Raw genomic sequence first — 20,294 nt, 5'->3', positions numbered from 1 at the left:
GGTAAAGTTATAAAAAATGATTCAATAATCTTATCTCTTGAAAGCATTAAATGCGTTAGTAGGTTTACCAGTATCGTCAAACAAGCCTTTGTGATAGCCTTTCCAACCACCGTAACTTTGAGGTTCCCAAGTGAAAACACCGAGGCATTGATCTATTTCTTTAGCTTTAGTCATGAAATCGGTAAAAAACTCTTCTGCTTCTTCATAATTCCAGTAAATACCAAGCTCACACATCATGACAGGTGTATTATATCGTTCAATCAGACTTTTCATATTGGCAATACAATCATTGTTTAATTGTCTCCAGTCTTGGGTATCCGGTTCCGGATAAAGAGACATGCCGATTACATCCCATTTTCCCCCATCAGCTTTCAGACCGTCAAACAGCCAGATATATCGATTGGGATTATTGCCCTGATCGATATGTACGATAACTTTAGCTTCCGGGTAGATTGTTTTAACGGCATCGTATCCCGCTGTTACCAGTTGAGCGAAGTTGGCGGTTTTTCCGCTGCTAGCAGCTCCGTCTGGTTTTAACATGCCTGTACGTGTCTCATTACCTACCTGCACCCATTCCACATCGATACCTCTTGCTTTGATTGCACTTAATACTTCAGTGGTATGGTCGGCTACTGCTTGTTTTAATTCATCAAAGGATAGGTCGGCCCAAGCTGCCGGTTTCTCTTGCCGTCCCGGATCCGCCCAAATATCACTATAATGGAAATCAATCATAATACGGTAGCCTAAGTTGTGAGCGCGCCACGCCTTGGTCACTACATCGTCTTTATCACACCATCCTTCCGGATTAAAGAAACCTTCCTCTTCCGACCATCCCTGATCGGGATTTACCCATACACGTAGACGGATGGCATTCATGCCCAAATTCCGGAGTAGTGACATACATTCATGTCCGTTTCCTTCAGCATCATAGAATTTGTAACCTTCCTTTTCCATTTCTGTCAACCAACTGACATCGGCTCCTTTGGCAAAACCAGACATGTCATAGGCTTGATCTTGATTTTCCGGAAATACCGGTTTATCATCATTGTCGTCACAGGCTGTGAAGAAGGCTCCGCACAGTAGTGCGGAAGCCATCAATATATTTTTGAATCGTTTCATAATTATATACTGTTATCTAAAGGTTATTTATTAGAAGCGGAATAAGTACCGTCTATCAGATTGACTGTGATAGTATAAGTTCCGGCAGTCAATGGAATACCGTCGTTACTGTTATAATATAGTTTTCCATTGCTTCCTCCATACGCTCCGGTCCAGTCATCTTTTATATAAAATTTGATTCCCCAGTTAGAATCTTGTGATAACGTAATCGTTCCCGAATATTCTCCGGTAGTTCCTGTTGTGGCGATAGGGTATAAATTGTTATCCCCCTCTATTCCATAATAACAATAGATGTTATTTCCAACTGCATAAGTTTTATAGGTCAACTCTTTTAATGAAACGTCAAACAGATAAAGACCGGCAGCAGGTGCAGGAATATTCTTTGCTTGTCCATTTACAAGAGTTCCAGCTTCTGCCGTACTTTCCGAGTCATCATTGGCAATGGTGTACATTTTGCCGGTGTCCCATGCATCTCCTGATGAGAACAGGGTCATCGCATAATTTCCGTATTGTGAGTTGACATCCACTATACCTGCATATTTTTGTTCTTCCTTATAGTACACTTCAATTTTATGATCGTATGTCCAGTCGCTACCTTGGCCGATTCCCGGCAAATACAAATATTGTCCCTCTTCCGGTTCCGGCTCCGGTTCTATAGAACCTTCTTCTACTGATACAGTCCATTGTTGAGGGTTACTTAGATCGATAGAAAGCGTACACTCTCCTGCCTGTGGCACATTAACTGTTATGTTTCCAGCTGTTTCTCCGAGATTTAACGCTGTGCTACTGCCGCTGAATGCCATAGGAGTATCTTTAGCTTTCGTGTCATCAATGTCGTATCCCCCATTATCATTCGGATTGGCACATGTATGGTCATATAATTTACCCGTTCCACTGATTTGGATAGTCATACTTCCGGCTGCATTAGCATTGAATGTAGCTGTCCATTTTCTGTTTGTTTGGTTAAATTCCATTGTTGCATCGATATCTCCACTGACGTTCAATGTTGGTATTTGTATTCCGTTCCATTGCTTATTATTTGTGTCAAATGTGATATAATAGCAACCTCCAACTCCTGGGAACCAGCATTTCCAATCCCCTGCTGTAGTTAGTAAGAACGGCATTCCGGTTTCGTTGTCATTTCTCCAGATCGTTCCGTTGGCTTCTTTAATCAGGAAGTTGTACCAGGCATTTACTCCTACAAATCCTTTGTATACACCATCTGTATTTACTGAAAATAAACTCATACCGGTGTCTGTGCCGTTTTGATCCAGCATGCTGGCGAAACGCATATCCAGTTCATAAGGAGTGATGGTGATTACTTCCACATTGCTATATGCCGGTTCGATGTTGTTCCCCGTTGTTCCTTTCAGTCTGAAATAGAATTTAGTGGCTACATTGGCTTCAACCCCCAGATTATTGGTAACAATATTCAATTCGGCTCCATTGTAAGTCTTGGAAAGAGAGGTTTCGGTAGACTCTACGATCGTTCCGGAGAAATCTTCGTTTAATGCAACCTGTATACTTGTTTTCAATAAGTTGGTCGGTTTGAAATCCGGATTGCTGATAGCCAGTGTCCGGTCGGTCCATGCCAGTGATAGAACATTCTTTTGTGCGATATCTTCCGTCAATACAATGTTGTTTGTAGAAGCTATCAATTCATTTTCTGTCAGGCTCGATAAATAATATTTATCTGCGTCATCTTCACAGGCACTCAATATAAAGAGAGCCGCCAATGAAAGGAACAGACTATTTATTGTTTTCATATATCGTTTGTATTAGAGGATGATTAATAATTTTCATTATATAAATTGGGATTAGCCGTCAGTTCGGTAGCCGGTATCGGATAGATATTATACTTGCTATTTACAGCTACGCCACCTTTTTCACCACCTTTCCATTGCCACAGATATTTGTCGGTAGTGAACATTCCGAAACGGATTAAGTCGGTACGACGGTACCCTTCCCAATAAAGTTCACGGGCACGTTCTTTCAGGATAAAGTCCAGTGTCAGGTCGGCTTCCGCTTTATTATGAGAGTCGTCGCCATAAGCACGTTCTTGCAGTTTATTGATATATCCCAATACGGTTCCTTTATCACTACCCGTTCCGCCACGTACCACAGCTTCCGCCATCATCAGATATACGTCTGCCAAACGGAATAAAGGATAATCTGTATTTACACCACCATCTGCAGTGTTGGAAGCAGTTGCTCCGGCATCTGTCAGGTTAGTCCATTTTTCTACAAAATATCCGTTTGACTGGTTATCTATCACATCCAGATATTGTGTTTGTCCGTCAGTGAAGAACATATAGCGCTTATCATCAGTTCCACTAAATAAGGCCGGAATTTCTCCACGTACACGGAACATTCCCCAACCGCTTTTCACACCATAATTTTCAGGAATCTGTTTGTCGGAAGTATTACTTACGGCACCACAGACGATGTAGGTGGAAGAACCCCAAGATACGGTATGTGTAGCGTCCACAGGTAAGGTGAATATAATTTCGTTGGCAGTACGCTTATCATTATCCGCATTGAATAGTTTGCTGTAGTCATCTTCCAATGAATATCCCTGTGCGATGGCCTGTTGACAGGCAGCGATACATTCTGTATACTTCGACGTTTCAATATACACCTCTGCGTTCAGATAAAGTTTGGCAAGCAATGTATAGGCGGCTCCTTGTGAAGCACGTCCATAAGGACAATCACCTTTGCTAAGCATATCATTTGTAATGGCATTTAATTCAGATTCTATATAACTGAAAATTTGTGCAGACGTATAACGTGGAGGCAGATAGCCGACAGTCGGGTCATTCTCTGTTATGAACGGGATGTTGCGGAATAAGTCCATTGCATGGTAGTAGAATAAAGCACGCATGAAACGAGCTTCAGCCCGGTAATGGCGGATTTCAGCTTGATCCTGTTCGCTAAATTCTGCCAGCTTTTCATCGGTTGCGTTACGGAGAAATTCATTGCACAATGCTATGTTATAATAAATCCGATAGTACATGTCCGATACCCAAGGATCATTAGTATCCCAACTTAAATAAGTCAATCCACTCACATTATCACCTGACAACCAGGTAGAGGCCACCTCGTCTGTTCCACATTCCTGCAGGTTGAAGAAGCAACGCATGTAATCCTGTCCACTATTACTGCTCAAGTCTGGATCACCCCCTTTTTCCTGTCCGGTGGTCACCATGGCAGCATATATCTTACCTAAAACGGCTTTATAGTTTTCAGCATTGGTATATATCGTAGAAGATGTTTCGTCTTCATGCGGATATTGGTCTAAGTCGCCTATGCAGGAGTTCAGCAATAATGCACTGCAAAAATAGAAGGCTGTATATAATATCTTTTTCATGATTCGCTTGTTTTTAAATAGTTAGAAGTTGAAACCTACATTCAGTGAGAAGGTGCGCGGACGTGGATAGAAGGAATTATCCACACCATTAGGAACCTCCGGGTCGACACCGCTGTACTTGGTGATACAGAATACGTTCTGAACCATAGCACTCACATTCAGGCTACATCCTTTGCAGATTTGACCGAAATTATAGTTCAACGATAGATTATCCATTTTCAGGAAAGAAGCATTTTCTACATAATAGTCGGACAAGTACTGACGGGTCTGGAATCCAGTTTTCAGATAACTTGTAGACAGGTTATTCAATTGATAGGAGTTGTAGCTTACTGTTTCCCAGGCTCCGGCATTCATAGCCATGGCATTATAGACATAGTTGCCGATGTTTGCACGCAAGCTTGTACTCAAAGTCCATTTTTTCCAGCGCAGTGAAGTACTGAAACCGAGAATGTAATCCGGAGCGGGAGAGTGGTAACGATATAAATCGGAAGAGTTGATTTGTCCGTCTCCATTCACATCAAGATAGGCACCTTCTACCGGTTTTCCTGTTTTTTCATCATAGAGTTGATGATAAACGTAGAACATATAAGGGGCGTATCCCTCACTTAACGTTTGTACTTGGTAACTGTCGATATATGGACCTACTGAGGTATTTGTAGCGACAGTTCCGGCAGATAAAGACAGATTTTTTACCTTCATCTTTTGCCAAGTCATGTTGAAGCTGACATCCCAGTTCCAGTCTTCTGTCTGGATAGGAGTTGCATTCACGCTGAATTCAATACCCTGACTGTCCACATTTCCCACATTGGTGGTGATGTTACGGTCGAAGGTGGTACCTGCTGCGGCGGGAACTGTTGCAATCAAATCTTTAGTTTGGCGAGTGTAGTAGTCAAAGCTACCGGTAATACGGTCTTCCAGAAAGCCGAAGTCGAATCCTATATTCCATGAAGTAGTGGTTTCCCATTTCAAGTCAGGGACGTAAGAGCTGGGACGGTAGGTATGAATATATTCATTTCCCATGATACCTTCCGCACCATTTTGGCTTTGAGTATAGATAGGTAGATAATTGTAGTTACCAATACCGTCCTGTTGTCCGGTCACACCGTAACTGGCACGAATTTTCAGATTGCTCAATACTTTATTATCTTTCAGGAATGATTCTTCTGTCACTCTCCATCCTAATGCCACTGACGGGAACGTACCCCAACGTACATTCTTGGCAAAGCGTGAAGTAGCGTCCCGGCGGATGGTGGTAGTTAGCATATAACGTGAATCGAACGAATAATTCAGACGACCGTAGTATGAAAGTAGTACATGGCGTTCGTCTTTAGCCTTTGAAGTCTTTTGTATTTCTCCCAGCGTGTTCATTTCGTAGTAAAGCGGAGTCGTAGCTTTCCAATACTGATAATCGTAACCGGCTGTTACGTCAAAACTACTTTTAATCGATTCTACCAATTTGTTGTAGTTGGCATACAAAGTCAGCAGGCGATTTTCTTTCTTCTGTGGGCCGTAGCTGTAATCCAGACCGGAAGTGGTGTAATTCTGTGCAGCTTCTGCCGGAACATATACACTTCCCTTACCTTGTGCATAGTCGTAACCTAATGTAGCGTGCAGTTTTAAATCGGGGAAGAAATGAACACGATAGTCTGCATCGATATTTCCGATGAAACGTCTTACGTTACTTTGGGAATCATTCATTTTGATAAGTCCCACCGGGTTCATTACAGCACCGTTGGCTGGTGCACCTGTATTGTCTATTGCTTCCGTGTATCCTCCAAAAGTATCCAGTCCTGAATAAACGGGGATGGTTGGGTTCATTGTAGAAGCTGCCCAGATAGCATTTGTGTTACCAAATGTATTGTTATTAATAGACCCTTTCGCATTAATATTCAGTTTCAAGTGGTCTTTGAAGAAAGAGGGGGTCACCATGATGCTTCCCGTGTAGCGTTCCGCGTTGTCTGTGCGTAACAAACCACTTTGATTGTAATAACCTACTGATATACGAAATGGCCAGTTTTTAGCAATTTTTCCGGAAATACTAAGATTATTATCCGTACCGAAAGCATTCTGATAGATTTCATCATTCCAGTCCGTATGGGCTGTGCCGAGTAGAGATTGTTGGGCAGTCGTTCCTTGCGTACGGATGGTGTTGACAAATTGGTCATAACTTAGCATATCAGCCAGCTTGGTACGTGTCTGGATGGAATTTGTCGTACTGAAAGTAAATTTCAGTTTATCCGAACTTCCTTTCTTGGTAGTAATCAGAATAACCCCGTTGGATGCACGCGAACCGTAAATGGCAGTCGAAGAAGCATCTTTCAGAATGGTCATACTTTCAATATCGTTCGGGTTGATGAGGCTAAGGAAATTTCCGTCATTACCGCTGATGCCTCCCTGTTCCAAAGGAACGCCGTCCAGTACGATCAGAGGGTCATTACTAGCGTTCAGTGAAGCACCACCACGCACACGGATCGTGCTTCCCGCAGTGGGAGAACCACTGTTGGACATGATTTGCACACCGGAAATCTTACCATTAATCAGTTGCTCGGGAGAGCTGACCAATCCCATGTTGAAGTCCTTGCTGCTGACGTTAGTTACCGAACCTGTCAGGTCACTTTTACGCTGCGTACCATAGCCGATTACTACAACGTCGCTCAACACCTGTGAATCACTTTTCAACTGGACATTCAAAGTAGTACTGTTGGCAGGAACAGGTACTACCTTTGTTTCATATCCTACATAAGAGAATTGCAACTCTTTGCTGCCCTGTGGCACATTGAGTGTATAATTACCGTCGAAATCGGTCACTGTTCCGGTAGAAGTACCGACAATGAGGATACTTACTCCGATCATCGGTTCCTTGTTCTCGTCAATCACTTGTCCGGTGATTTTCTTGCCTCCTTGTTGGGCGAAGGCAGGAATGATGCCTCCTAAAAAGGCTGTACACAACATAAGTAGTACAGTCAGATGGCGTAGATTTAAGATATTCCTGTTCATAATTACTGTGTTATTGATAATAGATTTATTTTTACTTTTTATTTGTTCCTGTTTATTCCAGCCAGATTTCCCCTAATTCAATCTCGACAGTTGATTGCGAATGACCTGACATTGATAACTCCAGCTTTTCAATCTTTTCCGGTAAAAATGCGATTTCCGTTTCCGGATGGAAATACTGTTTCAAGAATGTCGGATAAGCTATCGGCAGCAGTGCCGTGTCTGTCTGGCGTAAATCTTTCAACGGTATCCGTATGATTCCCTCCGATGATGGAGCAGGACAAGGGCTTTTATAAGTATATCCGTCTGAAGTTACGAAACCGGCACTGAATCCTTCCGGAAGTGCTTTCGTGCGATTTACCCGGATACAGAGAACGCTACAATCCTTTACTCTTTCTTTTCTTTCTTCAATCAGGTTCTTTACGAACGTGCGGAGGAAATAGTGCGGATTTTCTCCTTTAGGAGTAAACCGGAACCGGAGCAAAGGTTTTTCCACCGGAGAAGAATCAACCAAAGTACGTTGGAGATCATTCCATTCGGGAAGCGTGTATGCTTCTATCCGGCTATCTGCGTCCGTAATAGTCAATAGTGGTATCGCACTGTCTGGGGCAACAACACGAGTAGTCCAATAGGTTCCGGAAGTATAATTCCACTCCAGTGGATTTCCCTTTATTCCCGATGATGAATTCCTGTAACCGGAATTTCCTGTGGGATAAGTGCGAGTGCTGTTGCCCCGGCATACGATGATGTTATACCTGAAACAATCATCCTTTATTTCTGTAGCGGGTATCGTTGCCTGATAGGTATATCCGCTTGTACGTTTCATCTTAATATATGGATTATGCTCATTCCAAAAAGATATCTTATCGGTGTAGATAATCACTGAATCCGGGAATTCGGTTCCTACCACCTGTGCACTAATCGTTAAATCCTTATTTGCTTCAGTGGTTGCCGATGGAGTATGAACGACTTTATAATCCGTCACACGTGGAGCAGGAGCCACATATTCTCCGATGCGGATGGAATTCCATTGAGAGTCTGCCTGCCAGTTCTGTTTGGGCGTACAGTTTTTACGTTTCAGCAGATAGGTACCCGGACGAAGTCCGCGGATAATCCCGTCTGTCACATCTCCTTTCTGCTGATTTCCTTGATTGAGGGCCGTAAAGGTAAATTCCATCCCTAAATCAGGTATTTGCAGAGCCATGTCCCAAGCACCATAAGCAATGGTAACCACTTCTTTATCGAGTGACGGTTTGGCAAACGGATCGTTCACCACTACCGCGTCCGGCATCACTTCCAGTCTCCAGACTCCCGGTTCGAGGCAATCCATGAAATAAGTACCTGTTCCCTCATAACGAATAATCGGAGAACTGCCACAACCGGCAATGGAAACAAGTTGTGACGCATCTTTGGGCTGGGTGTTGGTATGATTGGAATAATAGAATTTCTTTCCATTATTTAATTCGCTCAAGTCCTCTGTATAACTGACACGAAAACCGTCACCAAATAAAGTGTCCTGTGGATAACTGCCGTATGATTCACCTCTTTTCAGACTGCGTGCAGCTTCGGCGGCTATCTTCATACTGATAGCTTTATGAGGCGTATAGGCAAGATTCAAGAAATGAGTCTGATATTCCGTATTGGCATAAGCAATATCCATCGGATCATACGCAAACTGGGTAATCCATTGAAAACCTGCTGTACGGAAAGTACGTACCATGGCCGGATACATATAAGAATACATGATATCTGCCGGATCGAACTCATATACCATCCGTGTTTTCTTATCGAATCCTTTCACTTTATCGGAAAAGGGAATATCATAGCGGTCTATATAGGGAAGGAAATTTCCCTGCTGTGTCTGTCCGGATACCAGTCCGATGGGATACCATTGATAAGTAGTTCCCTGAATGGCAGTTTCGTAATAAGCCTCTACTACATATCCGTTGTGGCTTACATTATAGAATACAGGTTTGCGGTTTCCTGTTTTATTGATCGCTTTCAGCATCCGGTTGATATAGGCTTTCACCTCTTTCTTCGTACCGGAATGACAAGGTTCATTATTGATTTCGAACCCAACAACGGAGGGATCATCTTTATAAGCTAACCCCGTATATGGATTGACGTGCTTCACCAAACCATGAAGATAGGTTTCTTGTGCAGCGATAGCTTCCGGGTGGGAGTGCATATCGCATTTATCATATTTATAGGAGAAGCCGCCCGTCTGTATGTTTCGTTCGGGATATCCGTTCCCGAAGTTGGTCTGTGCGGTAATCACAATATGAATATTGCGTTCTTTGAGTTTGGCAATCAGGTAGTCCATCAAGTCGAGATGCTCGTTTTCGAGGAGATTTCCCTGTCCGTCTGTCAGTTCCACATCCCATAAATGAATACGGTAAGCATTCAGTCCCAGACGGGAGATATGATATACATCTTTATCTATGGCAGCTTTGAGGTCCAGTCCCAAATATCCAATGGCACGGTAAGCATGGGCGAAAGGCAGCGTATAATTAACACCGAAAAAGGAAGCCTCCCGGCGGGTGTCACTCCAACGCATCACCCCATTTCCATCTATATATATAATAGGTGTAGAGGATGATTTGCCCTGCACTTTGACAAAGGCAGATATCAAACAAATAAAGGTAAGGATCAACAGTCTTTTCATGCTATCAAATTTATCGGTTTATTGACAGCAACAAAAGTAATTTATTGGTCATTTCAATAAAAGCACAGATTGGACATATAAGGATAAAAATAGGACGAAATGCCCCAAAATGCCTCTACAGGTCTTCATTAAGGTACTGACGTGGCGTTTTTCCGAATTCTGCCTGAAAACATTTGGAGAAGTAAGAATGATTGGAAAAGCCTACCATGTACATCACTTCGGCAACGGTAAATTTCTTTTGTTGCAACAACATGGCCGCCTTTTTCATCCGGATCGATTTGATATATTCCACTGGAGACATTCCGGTCAGCTGTTTGATTTTCCGGTAAATCTGCTTATTGCTGATACCGGATAATTCACAAAGTGCATTTACATTCAATTCCGATTCAGAAAGATGGTCCTCAATCAGGCGGATAATGTTCGACAGAAATTTCTCATCTTGAGATTCTGCTTCGATTGGTTTAAGAACAGGCAACGATTCCAACTGCTTTTTCACCTGTGTCGCCGGAATCTCTTCTTTCTCTACGGCGATGACAGGGATATTCAGGCCAATGGAAGTTCCTTTTCCTTCGTTCGAGGTGACTCCGTTGATGTGACCGCCATGAAGTTCCGTATAAGTCTTGACCAGATAAAGTCCGATACCCGTACCTTCCTTATTGCCGGAATGTGGAGACTGGAAAAAGCGCTGGAAGATATATGGAATATCTTGTTGCGGGATTCCGCTTCCTGTATCTGAAACACAGATATCCAACAATCCCGTTTCTTCACGATAGAAAAGAGACAGACGGACGCTTCCGCCATCCGGGGTGAATTTGACGGCATTTGAAAGCAGATTATCTAAAATCACTCCAAGTTTGATGGCATCCATATCAGCATAAATCTTGGCTTTATTTGTCTCGAAATGGAATGTGATCTGTTTGTTTTCCTCATAGACAGAAAACAGGCTACGGCTGAATGACACAAGTTCGATGCGCGACAAAATCAGCAGTGAATCTTTATTATCCTCTATCCGGTTGAAGTTTAATACCTGATGAATCAATGAGTTTATTTTCATTGCATTACGTTGCACCTCCTCCAGTGTCTGTTTCTCATGCACTTCTTCTGCAACGGGGAGCAATTGACTGACAGGAGCGATAATCCGGCTAAGCGGTGTCTTTAATTCATTAGACAAATTGGTAAAGAAAGCCATTTTCTGGCGTGATTGCTCCAGAATCTTCTCTTTTTCCATCCGTTCCATTTTCAGACGGTTCTTGACACGGAAAAAGTTGATAACCCAGGCAATGAGGCTCAAGAATAAAAGAATGTAGACTATCTTTGCCCAAAGTGTGTAATACCATGGAGGGAGAATTTTAATATTCAGGATATATGGATGCTCGGAAGGAGAACCGCTCTTTTCTACTTTGCTGATTACCAGCTGATAATCCCCATAACCCAGATTACTGTACGTAATGCGATTCGTGTTGGATTGCAGGAAATTCCATTCTTTGTCCATACCTTCCAGCCGGTAGACGAATTCATGTTTTTCTTCTAGCGAGTAGGGGAGGTCTGAAAGTTCGAAAGCCAGGTTGTTCTGGTCGTATTTTAGTTCGATAGCATCGGTATAGCGGATGTTGGGAATATTCTCTCCGGTATGCGGAGACATCAGTTGATTGTTGATATATAAGGCAGTCAGTAAAATGGAGTGCTCCGGCTGATTCATGGCTTGTATTTCGGGACGGGATATGCCGAACCCGTCTGCACCTCCCAGATAGATATTTCCATCTTCCGAATCAAACATGAGACTGGTGAAACGTTTATCCGTCAGGCTTTGCTGGCGGGCATCCATTGTTCTCCGGTCGATGATCCAAAGTCCGTTAGTGGTGGAAACCCAGATATGTTCTTTTACAGAGGTCATAGACAGAATCTCGTTATTGCTGAAATTGCCGAAAGAGATACTTTGCTGACTCGAGTCTTTGGGATTGATACGCATCACTCCTCCGTGAAATCCTACCCAAAGCATGCCGTCTTCATCCCGTAAAAGGTAGTTCGGGCTCTTCTCGCCACTTAATTCATCGGCAAACAGCTTTGTCACTTGTCGCGTACGGGCATTGATTTTGTCTATCCCTTTGCTGTTGTATAACAATACCCATACATTACCTTCCGCATCAGGGACAATCTGATTAATGAACATCCCCGACAGCCCATTATGAATGGAATAATTTTGATCGGCCACATACGATCTTCCGGCAGATTGTATCAGTTTATGTTTGTCCACAACAAAGATACCTCCGAGACAGGTGGCGATCCAAAGCTTCCCGTCAGTATCTTCAAACAGGTAATAAGCCCAGTTGGTATTATAAGTTCCTGTACTGTCTACGATGTTGTAGTGTACAAATTGATGGGTATTATAGTCATAGCGGTTGATACTTCCGTCTGTGGCTATCCATAACTGCTGTTCTCTATCCTCGTAGATGTGCCGTATCCGGTTGTGGGATAACGGATGTTTTTTATCCCCCATTCTATACCAGATAGCATCGTGTTTATTGCCTGCCGGATGGGTGAACCGGATCACTCCGTTTGTACCTCCGAACCAATAGAATCCTTTGGAATCCCGGAACAGGGAATAGAACTGATTTCCGTCTCCTGTGCCTGTGATTTGAGAAATCGGTACAAATTGCAGCGCACTGTTATAGCGTGACAGGGAAATGCCATAATCTGTTCCCAGCCAGATATTATGTTCCTGATCCGAGAATATGTTCCAGATAATATTGTTGGTTAGTGACTGGATATTGCGTGAATCGTGAATGATATGCTGCAAAGGTTCTTTGTCATTCTGGTACACATAAAGCCCGTTGTCTGTACCTGCCAGCAAATTTTCATCTCCGTCCAGTGCCAGTGATTTGATGGAGTTGTTATGAAATACCTCTATCGCCTTCATCTCTCCTGTAGTGGGATTGTATTGGAAGAGATAACCTTCCATCCCGATCCAGATACATTGTCGGGCGGTATCTTCCAACAGAGAATTGACAAACAAATTGCTGCCTCCCCGGTTAACTGGCAAAAGGATGTTTTCAAATTTTCCACTTGCCTGTACATAGCGGCATAATCCGTTGTAAGTACCTATATAAATTTGATTATCTTTTGTATGAATGATGGAATAGATGGTGTTATGAGGCAATCCGGTCTGTTTGCTATCGAAATGATTCAGTTGACGACTTTTTAACTGATAAATATATAATCCGTTCAACGAACCTATCCACAATGTATCTCCCTGGAGTGCCATGGTACGGACATCCGTTGGGAAATCAGTATCCGGTTGCTCATATTTGTCTGTTCGATAGTTATAAACAAGAATCCCGTTATCTGTTCCCAGATATAAATAAGTGTTATCTGCTATAATACCGCAGTAGATACGTGTGTTAGTACGTTCTCCATACGTGAAATGCTGTTGTGTGGAATAACCGTCATAACTGAATAAACCCTTGTTGGAACCTACCCATATCAGTCCCTCGCTATCTTGCAGGAAGCAACTAATCACCGAAGCTTCGGCTCCGAGATAGATGTTGTCGAATTGCTGATAATTTACTTTTTGCCCATACACATTGCCACTGCTACAGTAGGCAAGGATGAGAAAAAGAATTGTTGTCATTCGTTCGCGCATGGTGTTAGGTTTGCAGGTTTCTAAATCTGTAATTGTTGTAAAAGTATTCCTTCTTTCCTGCAAATGTAGGAAAAATGTCGGTTACACTTGTAAATATCCCGCTCTTTTTGTTCCTTTGCTATCTATTTATAAACAGAAAACTTACGTATGAGAAAACTAATTTATTGGCTTTTATTGCCGTTGGCAGTGGCTGTGAGTGCATGTGGCGGTAAAAAAGGATCTTCAGATAATACGTCGACATTGGCGATGATAGACAGTGTGGATGCTCACGGATTGCAGCGTATGCAGACGTCTAAGAGCGAAACCGACTTTAAGTTTAAGGGGAAAGATTACCATTCCCTCGTTTCGCGTACTCCGGATGAAAATCTGCCCCATGTGACAAACGAGATGGGAGATACCTATGTCGACAATAAAATAGTGTTGCACCTGACGCGTGGTAACGAAACCGTGTTGAACAAGACCTTTACCAAGAATGATTTTTCATCGGTAGTCGATGCGAACTTCCTATCTAAGTCTATATTGGAAGGCATTGTATATGACAAGACTACTCCGCAGGGAATTGTGTATGCAGCGAGTGTTTGTTATCCGCAGACAGATTTGTATATGCCGCTTTCCATAACGATTACCGCTGATGGAAAAATGAGCATACAGAAAGTGGATATGCTTGAAGAAGATTATGACGATGAAGCACCCAATTAAGCTTGTAGGCGGGTGTTGACAGTAAAATTACACAAATGTGAAAACATTTGAGACAAAAGAAAGGCAGCCAATGAGGTTGCCTTTCGTATTTTTGCACCGTCAACAAACTTAATACCGAATAGAATGAAGAAAAACATTTTTGCTATCTGTGTGGTAGCAGTAGGATGTACGGCACTGACCGCTCAAACCCAAGATACACAAACGTTGGTTCCGCTTACGGAACGGGTAAACGTGCAGGCGGATTCGGCACGCGTCAATCAAATTATAGACGATTGCTGGGTAGCAGTAGGGACTAAAAAGCCTCATGCAATTCAACGCGACTTCACACGTATGTTCAACGGTAAGCCTTCCTATCGTTTTGAATTGAAGGAAGATGATAACACCCTGTCAGGATATGCCAAAGGGGAAACAAAAGGGCGTGCGGAATTTTCTTATTGTTATGCAACTTCCGATGATTTCAAAGGCCTGCCTGCCGATGTTTATCAGAAAGCGCAGATTACCAAAACTGTATATCATCATGGGAAAGGTATTTGTCCGCAAGGAGCTTCCCGCGACTATGAGTTTTCCGTATATATTCCTTCTTCATTGGGTAGCGATGTCTCGACAATTTTTGCCCAATGGCATGGGATGCCGGATCGTACATTGGTACAAACTCCACAGGGCGAAGTGAAGAAACTGACGATTGACGAGTTCGTTGAACTGGAAAAGACTACGATCTTTAAAAAGAATGAAGGGCACGAGAAAGTAGCCAAACTGGATAAACAAGGTAATCCGGTGAAAGACAAACAAGGAAATCCTGTATATCAGGCCGGAAAGGCCAACGGATGGCTCGTGGAACAAGGAGGCTATCCTCCATTGGCGTTCGGGTTCTCTGGCGGATGGTTCTATATCAAAGCAAATTCCGATCGTAAGTGGCTGACGGATAAAGACGACCGTTGCAACGCAAATCCCGAAAAAACACCGATTATGAAACCTGTAACATCAGACTATAAAGCATCGACCATTGCTTACAAAATGCCTTATGCCGATTTTCCGAAAGACTGCTGGATTACATTCCGCATTCATATCGACTGGACAGTCTATGGCAAAGAGGCGGAAACGATTGTAAAACCGGGTATGCTCGATGTGCAGATGGACTATCAGGAAAAGGGGAAAAAGGTTAGTAAACACATTGTAGACAATGAAAAAATCATGATTGGACGTAACGACGATGATGGTTATTACTTCAAGTTCGGTATTTACCGTGTAGGTAATAGCACTAAGCCGGTATGTTACAATCTGACAAACTATTCAGAAAGGTAATTAGTCAGAAGATAAAAAGAGAGTGATATCCGGATGTTCTTTTTGTGAGCATCCGGATATTTTTTTAGTTCTTTTACCGTTTATTTGTCAGCGCAGCAATGATATACTTTCCTGGTGCTCCAATTTTACTCCATGATGTATTTGAAAGTAGTTTCCATATCTGCGTGCCTTTTCTGCCATAATCCGATAGCCGGAGAATCGTTTGTTTCTCTTTCTGGTCAGTCACTTTATGGTTGTCCAGGCTCTCCATCAATCCTGCTATGTTGTGTGTAGCCAGATTGTAGGCATACCCCGGAATTTCAATCGAAACAACGTTGTTTTCTTCTTCTTCATGATTTAGTTTAGTTTGGTTTAGTTTAGTTTGTCGGGAAATGTCTGCATTTTCTGAACTCAACTCTTCTTGAGTCGATAAAATGTCTACATTTTCCGGGTTCGTATCCTCTTTTTGTTTCCCGTTTTTGGGTTTGCTATCTAATAAATAAGGTAATTGAGAGAAATCAATTTTCCTGCGTACCGTAGCTTCCAGCCAGACTTTTTGAATTTGTTTCGAGGTCAAAACTCCATATCGGTCGTAAGTCTCTTTATGAAAGAATCCTTTTTCCAGCAATAGTTCAACAATTTTTTCCATCGTATCCTCTTTAATTCCTCCACCAATTTTACGGATAAAAATCAGACTTTGTTCTTTTCCCCAAGAGATATAATACCCTTCTTTATAGATTTTGCAAAGTAATCTCAATACGATGTAAGAGGCTAACATTCCATATTTGGCTTCTAATAATTCCATGACTTCTTCATCGAAAAAGTTTGCAGGTGTCGGGAAATAAGGTATACCTTTGTTAATCATACTCATTATTCAATCTTTTTTATTGTAAATTACACAATCGCTTTCCATTCGAGCAGGTTTCCAATCATAAATCTTCTCCATGCATGTTGTTCTGTACTCCAATAGACGATGGACTCTTGTCTTGGCGTGTTTTGATACTCTCGATGAAAGAATTTTTCGTATCCTACCAACGTGCCTTGTTCCATGCAGAATGTGCCGTCTTGTTTATAAAAAGCTATCATGGCATTTCCATACTGCATGCGTTCTATCAATTCTATGCACTTTTGCACTATTCTTTCAGCATATTTTTCCGAGAATCCTTTTTCGGATACAATACGTTTTTTCCATACTAATTTGCAAGATGCGATCTTGCTTTTGTCGATTTTTCTTTTCATTGAAAAATAATTAAAATTAAAAATGCGTGTTTAGTGAAGCGAGAATACTCCCTGAAAGATAGTGACGCTATATGGGGGATATAGTGACGCTATCCTCTGCTTATAGTGACGCCATCTCAACCGGATAGCGTCACTATTTTTCTGGGATATAATTCTCTGTTTTTAGCCGGTTTAAAACGGCGTCAAAAGTAGAGCTTGCATTTTACCTGCACAATTATTTTTGTCAATACCTGTTTGATACTTTCTCTTTCTCCTGTCTTTCTTCCTCTTCCAACTGTTCCCGTTTGGCTCTTCTGATAACAGATAATTCTGTTTCTATACTGCTGATTTCCATTAGCTTATAACCTCCGTGCTTGGGTATGTATAGTATTTCTTTCTCATAGATATGTTCAGCTAAATCTTTGAGCTTTTTGGAGTAGTTGACATGAGCTTCTCCTTCCTCAAACTTGTGTAGGTATACCGCCAGTAAAGCTGTTGGGTCTCCGGTGAGCCCGCCTCTTTTTTCCAGTTCATCCCTACTGATGATTTCCCCTTTCTGATGTGCTCTTCCCTCTTTTTTTAGCTTTTGAGCACTGTTTTCTACTTGTGTTTTAGACTCTCTGTGAGTTGTTTTTTTACTAGCCATGATTTGCTAATTTTAATAAAGTTAATAATACTGAAAAATAAGTCTACATTTGGTAAGCGTGTGCCAGGTATGCAAAAAGATTTGTTTTTTTGCCGCTTGCCAAATGGTATATATATAAAATAACTAGTGATGCAAATGATGAACAAAAATGGATTTAGCCGGTGTGCAGAGTTCTACATCGGTCGTTTGCGGAAGGAAGGGAGGCATTCTACAGCGCATGTCTATAAGAATGCTATTTTTTCTTTTAGCAAATTTTGTGGCACGTCCCATGTGTCGTTCAGACAGGTCACCCGCGAGCGTTTACGACGTTACGGGCAGTATCTTTATGAGTGTGGTTTGAAGCCTAATACGATTTCTACGTATATGCGTATGCTTCGTTGTATTTATAATCGAGGAGTGGAAGCAGGTAGTGCACCTTATGTGCCTCGGTTGTTTCATGATGTTTATACGGGAGTAGATGTTCGCCAAAAGAAAGCTTTGCCTATCGGTGAATTACGTAGACTTCTGTATGAGGATCCCAAATCGGAGCGTTTGCGTCGTACGCAGGCTATTGCTGCCCTGATGTTTCAATTCTGTGGAATGTCATTCGCGGATTTAGCTCATCTGGAGAAATCAGCTTTAGATCAGAATGTGTTGCGATATAACCGTATCAAGACTAAAACTCCGATGAGTGTGGAAATACTTGATACTGCAAAGGAAATGATTAACCGGCTTCGTAGTAACCAGAATTCTCATCCTGATTCTCCGGATTATCTGTTTGATATTCTTCGTAGTGATAAGAAACGGACGGATGAAAGGGCTTATCGGGAATACCAGTCTGCCCTTCGTCGATTCAACAACCGTTTAAAGGACTTAGCGAGAGCTTTACGTTTGAAGTCTCCTGTCACTTCTTACACACTTCGCCATTCTTGGGCAACGACAGCGAAGTATCGGGGAGTATCGATTGAAATGATTAGTGAATCATTGGGACACAAATCTATAAAAACTACACAAATCTATTTGAAAGGCTTCGGGCTTAAAGAACGTACAGAGGTAAATAAAGGGAATTTATCTTACGTAAGAAACTGCTATATTAGTAACTGATTTGTATTTAAAGTATTGATAATTAGAAGTAAAGTATGTGTGTTACTTCTTAGGTAACGGATTTAAATTTGACGCAAAGATAGACAAAAACACAAATAGAAAACAAATATTCCTCCACTTTTTTTCGTTTTATCTGAAACATAGGGCAAAAAACTATCCGAACATGAAATAATTTTATTTTCATGCTCTATGCTTTTTATTGCCTGATCTCAACTTTTTCCTGTTGAGTATTAGGCTTTTCCATATTTTACGCCTTTGTCATGTGTGTGATTTCTATTTTTCCAGTAGTGTATGTTTCGTGTATGTATTGTCCGTTACCTAAGAAGTAACGGATAAACATGGGGTAAAAAAACATGATTTTAACGAAACCAAAATCAATTAGTGCTGGGCCTAGCAATGGGACAGGGGAAGGCGTAGCACACTCAAAACGCTGGTATGTAGCACTCGTTCGAATGCACCACGAGAAGAAAGTAGCCGAGCGTTTAGACAAAATGGGAATCGAAAATTTCGTTCCCGTTCAGCAGGAAATTCATCAATGGAGTGACCGTCGTAAGATGGTTGAATCCGTTCTTCTTCCAATGATGGTATTTGTTCATGCTGATCCTTCTGAACGTAAAGAGGTCTTAACCTTTTCTACAGTGAGCCGTTATATGGTGATGCGTGGAGAAAGCTCTCCGGCAGTGATTCCTGATGAACAAATGGCTCGTTTCCGTTTTATGCTTGACTATTCAGAAGACGCTATTTGTATGAACAGCTCTCCTTTGGCACGTGGCGAAAAAGTTCGTGTGGTGAAAGGACCTTTGACCGGACTGGTTGGTGAACTGGTCAATGTCGATGGTAAAAGTAAAATTGCAGTCCGGTTGAATATGCTCGGTTGTGCCTGTGTAGATATGCCTATTGGATATGTTGAATCTGCAGACATTCATGTGGGCTAATTTTTCAAATTTGAATTGATCGATGAAAATACAAACGCTTTTTCGTACTTTTCTTATATTCTTTGTGCTGGGAGTTTTTTCTCCCTTAATGGCTCAAAATATGAGTGACTTCCAAGTTCTTGAATATGTAAAGGATGGCATCCGCCAGGGTAAAGAACAGAAACAACTAGCTTCTGAACTGGCACGTAGAGGTGTGACCAAAGAACAGGCAACTCGTGTGAAGCAACTATATGAACAACAAAACAATGTCAATGCTTCCAATGCAACGGGTACCGATGTCAATGAATCACGACTTCGTGAGGAAATGAAAGAAAACACTTCCGATATGCTGGAAGACCACCCGAGCACTCAAGACCTCGCACGTGGCAATCAGGTTTTCGGACGAAATATCTTCAACACCCGTAACCTGACTTTTGAACCCAGCGTCAACATCGCCACTCCCTTGAACTATCGTCTGGGTCCCGGTGATGAAGTGATTATTGATATCTGGGGAGCCAGCCAGAATACTATCCGCCAACAGATTTCTCCTGACGGCACGATCAACATTCAGAAAATAGGTCCTGTCAACCTGAACGGACTAACTATTGCTGAAGCCAATGACTATCTCAAAAAAACATTAAACAAGATATATAATGGTCTTAATAATG

The 20,294-nt window shown here is 42.0% G+C and carries 14 protein-coding genes; 5 read left to right on the top strand and 9 right to left on the bottom strand.

From position 1 onward, the window contains the following. Nucleotides 1–30: 30 nt before the first annotated feature. The 6 genes from DXB58_RS11560 to DXB58_RS11535 form a co-directional block, all read right to left on the bottom strand. On the bottom strand, nucleotides 31–1,119 hold the full coding sequence (locus DXB58_RS11560; protein ID WP_122136802.1) for a glycosyl hydrolase 53 family protein: 1,089 nt from the start codon (nucleotides 1,117–1,119) through the stop codon (nucleotides 31–33). Nucleotides 1,120–1,142: 23 nt separating this feature from the next. After that, entirely contained in the window at nucleotides 1,143–2,885 is a 1,743-nt protein-coding gene (locus DXB58_RS11555) for a DUF5114 domain-containing protein (RefSeq protein ID WP_122136801.1), read from the bottom strand. Between the two features lie 23 nt (nucleotides 2,886–2,908). After that, nucleotides 2,909–4,486 (bottom strand): RagB/SusD family nutrient uptake outer membrane protein, encoded by a 1,578-nt coding sequence (locus tag DXB58_RS11550; protein ID WP_122136800.1) that lies wholly within the window; start codon nucleotides 4,484–4,486, stop codon nucleotides 2,909–2,911. 21 nt (nucleotides 4,487–4,507) lie between these two features. After that, nucleotides 4,508–7,483, bottom strand: coding sequence for a TonB-dependent receptor (locus tag DXB58_RS11545; protein ID WP_122136799.1), 2,976 nt, complete (start codon nucleotides 7,481–7,483; stop codon nucleotides 4,508–4,510). Between the two features lie 52 nt (nucleotides 7,484–7,535). Continuing rightward, a complete protein-coding gene (locus DXB58_RS11540) occupies nucleotides 7,536–10,145 on the bottom strand; it encodes a cellulase family glycosylhydrolase (RefSeq protein ID WP_122136798.1) in 2,610 nt (869 codons plus the stop codon). 115 nt (nucleotides 10,146–10,260) lie between these two features. After that, the gene (locus tag DXB58_RS11535; protein ID WP_117931993.1) at nucleotides 10,261–13,785 is read right to left on the bottom strand and encodes a two-component regulator propeller domain-containing protein; all 3,525 of its coding nucleotides are present in this window, start codon (nucleotides 13,783–13,785) and stop codon (nucleotides 10,261–10,263) included. Between the two features lie 147 nt (nucleotides 13,786–13,932). Between DXB58_RS11535 and DXB58_RS11525 the strand changes: the two genes are divergently transcribed. Next, nucleotides 13,933–14,484 carry a DUF4738 domain-containing protein gene (locus DXB58_RS11525; RefSeq protein ID WP_009000762.1) on the top strand — a complete coding sequence of 184 codons (552 nt, stop codon included), beginning with the start codon at nucleotides 13,933–13,935 and terminating at the stop codon, nucleotides 14,482–14,484. 123 nt (nucleotides 14,485–14,607) lie between these two features. After that, on the top strand, nucleotides 14,608–15,786 hold the full coding sequence (locus DXB58_RS11520; RefSeq protein WP_122136797.1) for a heparin lyase I family protein: 1,179 nt from the start codon (nucleotides 14,608–14,610) through the stop codon (nucleotides 15,784–15,786). 73 nt (nucleotides 15,787–15,859) lie between these two features. Here DXB58_RS11520 and DXB58_RS11515 read toward each other — a convergent pair whose 3' ends face one another. The 3 genes from DXB58_RS11515 to DXB58_RS11505 form a co-directional block, all read right to left on the bottom strand. Beyond that, the gene (locus tag DXB58_RS11515) at nucleotides 15,860–16,636 is read right to left on the bottom strand and encodes a DUF4373 domain-containing protein (RefSeq protein WP_117931997.1); all 777 of its coding nucleotides are present in this window, start codon (nucleotides 16,634–16,636) and stop codon (nucleotides 15,860–15,862) included. A 23-nt stretch (nucleotides 16,637–16,659) separates the two neighbouring features. After that, a complete protein-coding gene (locus DXB58_RS11510; RefSeq protein ID WP_117931998.1) occupies nucleotides 16,660–17,004 on the bottom strand; it encodes an SH3 beta-barrel fold-containing protein in 345 nt (114 codons plus the stop codon). A gap of 223 nt (nucleotides 17,005–17,227) precedes the next feature. Beyond that, nucleotides 17,228–17,629 carry a DUF4119 family protein gene (locus DXB58_RS11505; protein ID WP_117932000.1) on the bottom strand — a complete coding sequence of 134 codons (402 nt, stop codon included), beginning with the start codon at nucleotides 17,627–17,629 and terminating at the stop codon, nucleotides 17,228–17,230. 135 nt (nucleotides 17,630–17,764) lie between these two features. Between DXB58_RS11505 and DXB58_RS11500 the strand changes: the two genes are divergently transcribed. The 3 genes from DXB58_RS11500 to DXB58_RS28170 form a co-directional block, all read left to right on the top strand. Further along, complete coding sequence (locus DXB58_RS11500; protein ID WP_304650864.1) at nucleotides 17,765–18,712, top strand: tyrosine-type DNA invertase cluster 3b; 948 nt, start codon at nucleotides 17,765–17,767, stop codon at nucleotides 18,710–18,712. 353 nt (nucleotides 18,713–19,065) lie between these two features. Continuing rightward, nucleotides 19,066–19,647, top strand: coding sequence for a UpxY family transcription antiterminator (locus DXB58_RS11495; protein WP_122136795.1), 582 nt, complete (start codon nucleotides 19,066–19,068; stop codon nucleotides 19,645–19,647). A 22-nt stretch (nucleotides 19,648–19,669) separates the two neighbouring features. Further along, a partial coding sequence (locus DXB58_RS28170) for a polysaccharide biosynthesis/export family protein (RefSeq protein WP_233527281.1) occupies nucleotides 19,670–20,294 on the top strand: 625 nt, incomplete at its 3' end.

The sequence above is a fragment of the Bacteroides sp. OM05-10AA genome, assembly GCF_003439055.1.
GTDB classification, from domain to species: Bacteria; Bacteroidota; Bacteroidia; order Bacteroidales; family Bacteroidaceae; genus Bacteroides; species Bacteroides intestinigallinarum.
This window is presented reverse-complemented; position numbering and strand designations above follow the sequence as displayed.

Coding starts and splice junctions, on each gene's coding strand:
- DXB58_RS11540 (WP_122136798.1), bottom strand. CDS start 10,145: ATGAAAAGACTGTTGATCCTTACCTTTATTTGTTTGATATCTGCCTTT.
- DXB58_RS11525 (WP_009000762.1), top strand. CDS start 13,933: ATGAGAAAACTAATTTATTGGCTTTTATTGCCGTTGGCAGTGGCTGTG.
- DXB58_RS11505 (WP_117932000.1), bottom strand. CDS start 17,629: ATGGCTAGTAAAAAAACAACTCACAGAGAGTCTAAAACACAAGTAGAA.
- DXB58_RS11520 (WP_122136797.1), top strand. CDS start 14,608: ATGAAGAAAAACATTTTTGCTATCTGTGTGGTAGCAGTAGGATGTACG.
- DXB58_RS11495 (WP_122136795.1), top strand. CDS start 19,066: ATGATTTTAACGAAACCAAAATCAATTAGTGCTGGGCCTAGCAATGGG.
- DXB58_RS11545 (WP_122136799.1), bottom strand. CDS start 7,483: ATGAACAGGAATATCTTAAATCTACGCCATCTGACTGTACTACTTATG.
- DXB58_RS11550 (WP_122136800.1), bottom strand. CDS start 4,486: ATGAAAAAGATATTATATACAGCCTTCTATTTTTGCAGTGCATTATTG.
- DXB58_RS11535 (WP_117931993.1), bottom strand. CDS start 13,785: ATGCGCGAACGAATGACAACAATTCTTTTTCTCATCCTTGCCTACTGT.
- DXB58_RS11555 (WP_122136801.1), bottom strand. CDS start 2,885: ATGAAAACAATAAATAGTCTGTTCCTTTCATTGGCGGCTCTCTTTATA.
- DXB58_RS11515 (WP_117931997.1), bottom strand. CDS start 16,636: ATGAGTATGATTAACAAAGGTATACCTTATTTCCCGACACCTGCAAAC.
- DXB58_RS11500 (WP_304650864.1), top strand. CDS start 17,765: ATGATGAACAAAAATGGATTTAGCCGGTGTGCAGAGTTCTACATCGGT.
- DXB58_RS11510 (WP_117931998.1), bottom strand. CDS start 17,004: ATGAAAAGAAAAATCGACAAAAGCAAGATCGCATCTTGCAAATTAGTA.
- DXB58_RS11560 (WP_122136802.1), bottom strand. CDS start 1,119: ATGAAACGATTCAAAAATATATTGATGGCTTCCGCACTACTGTGCGGA.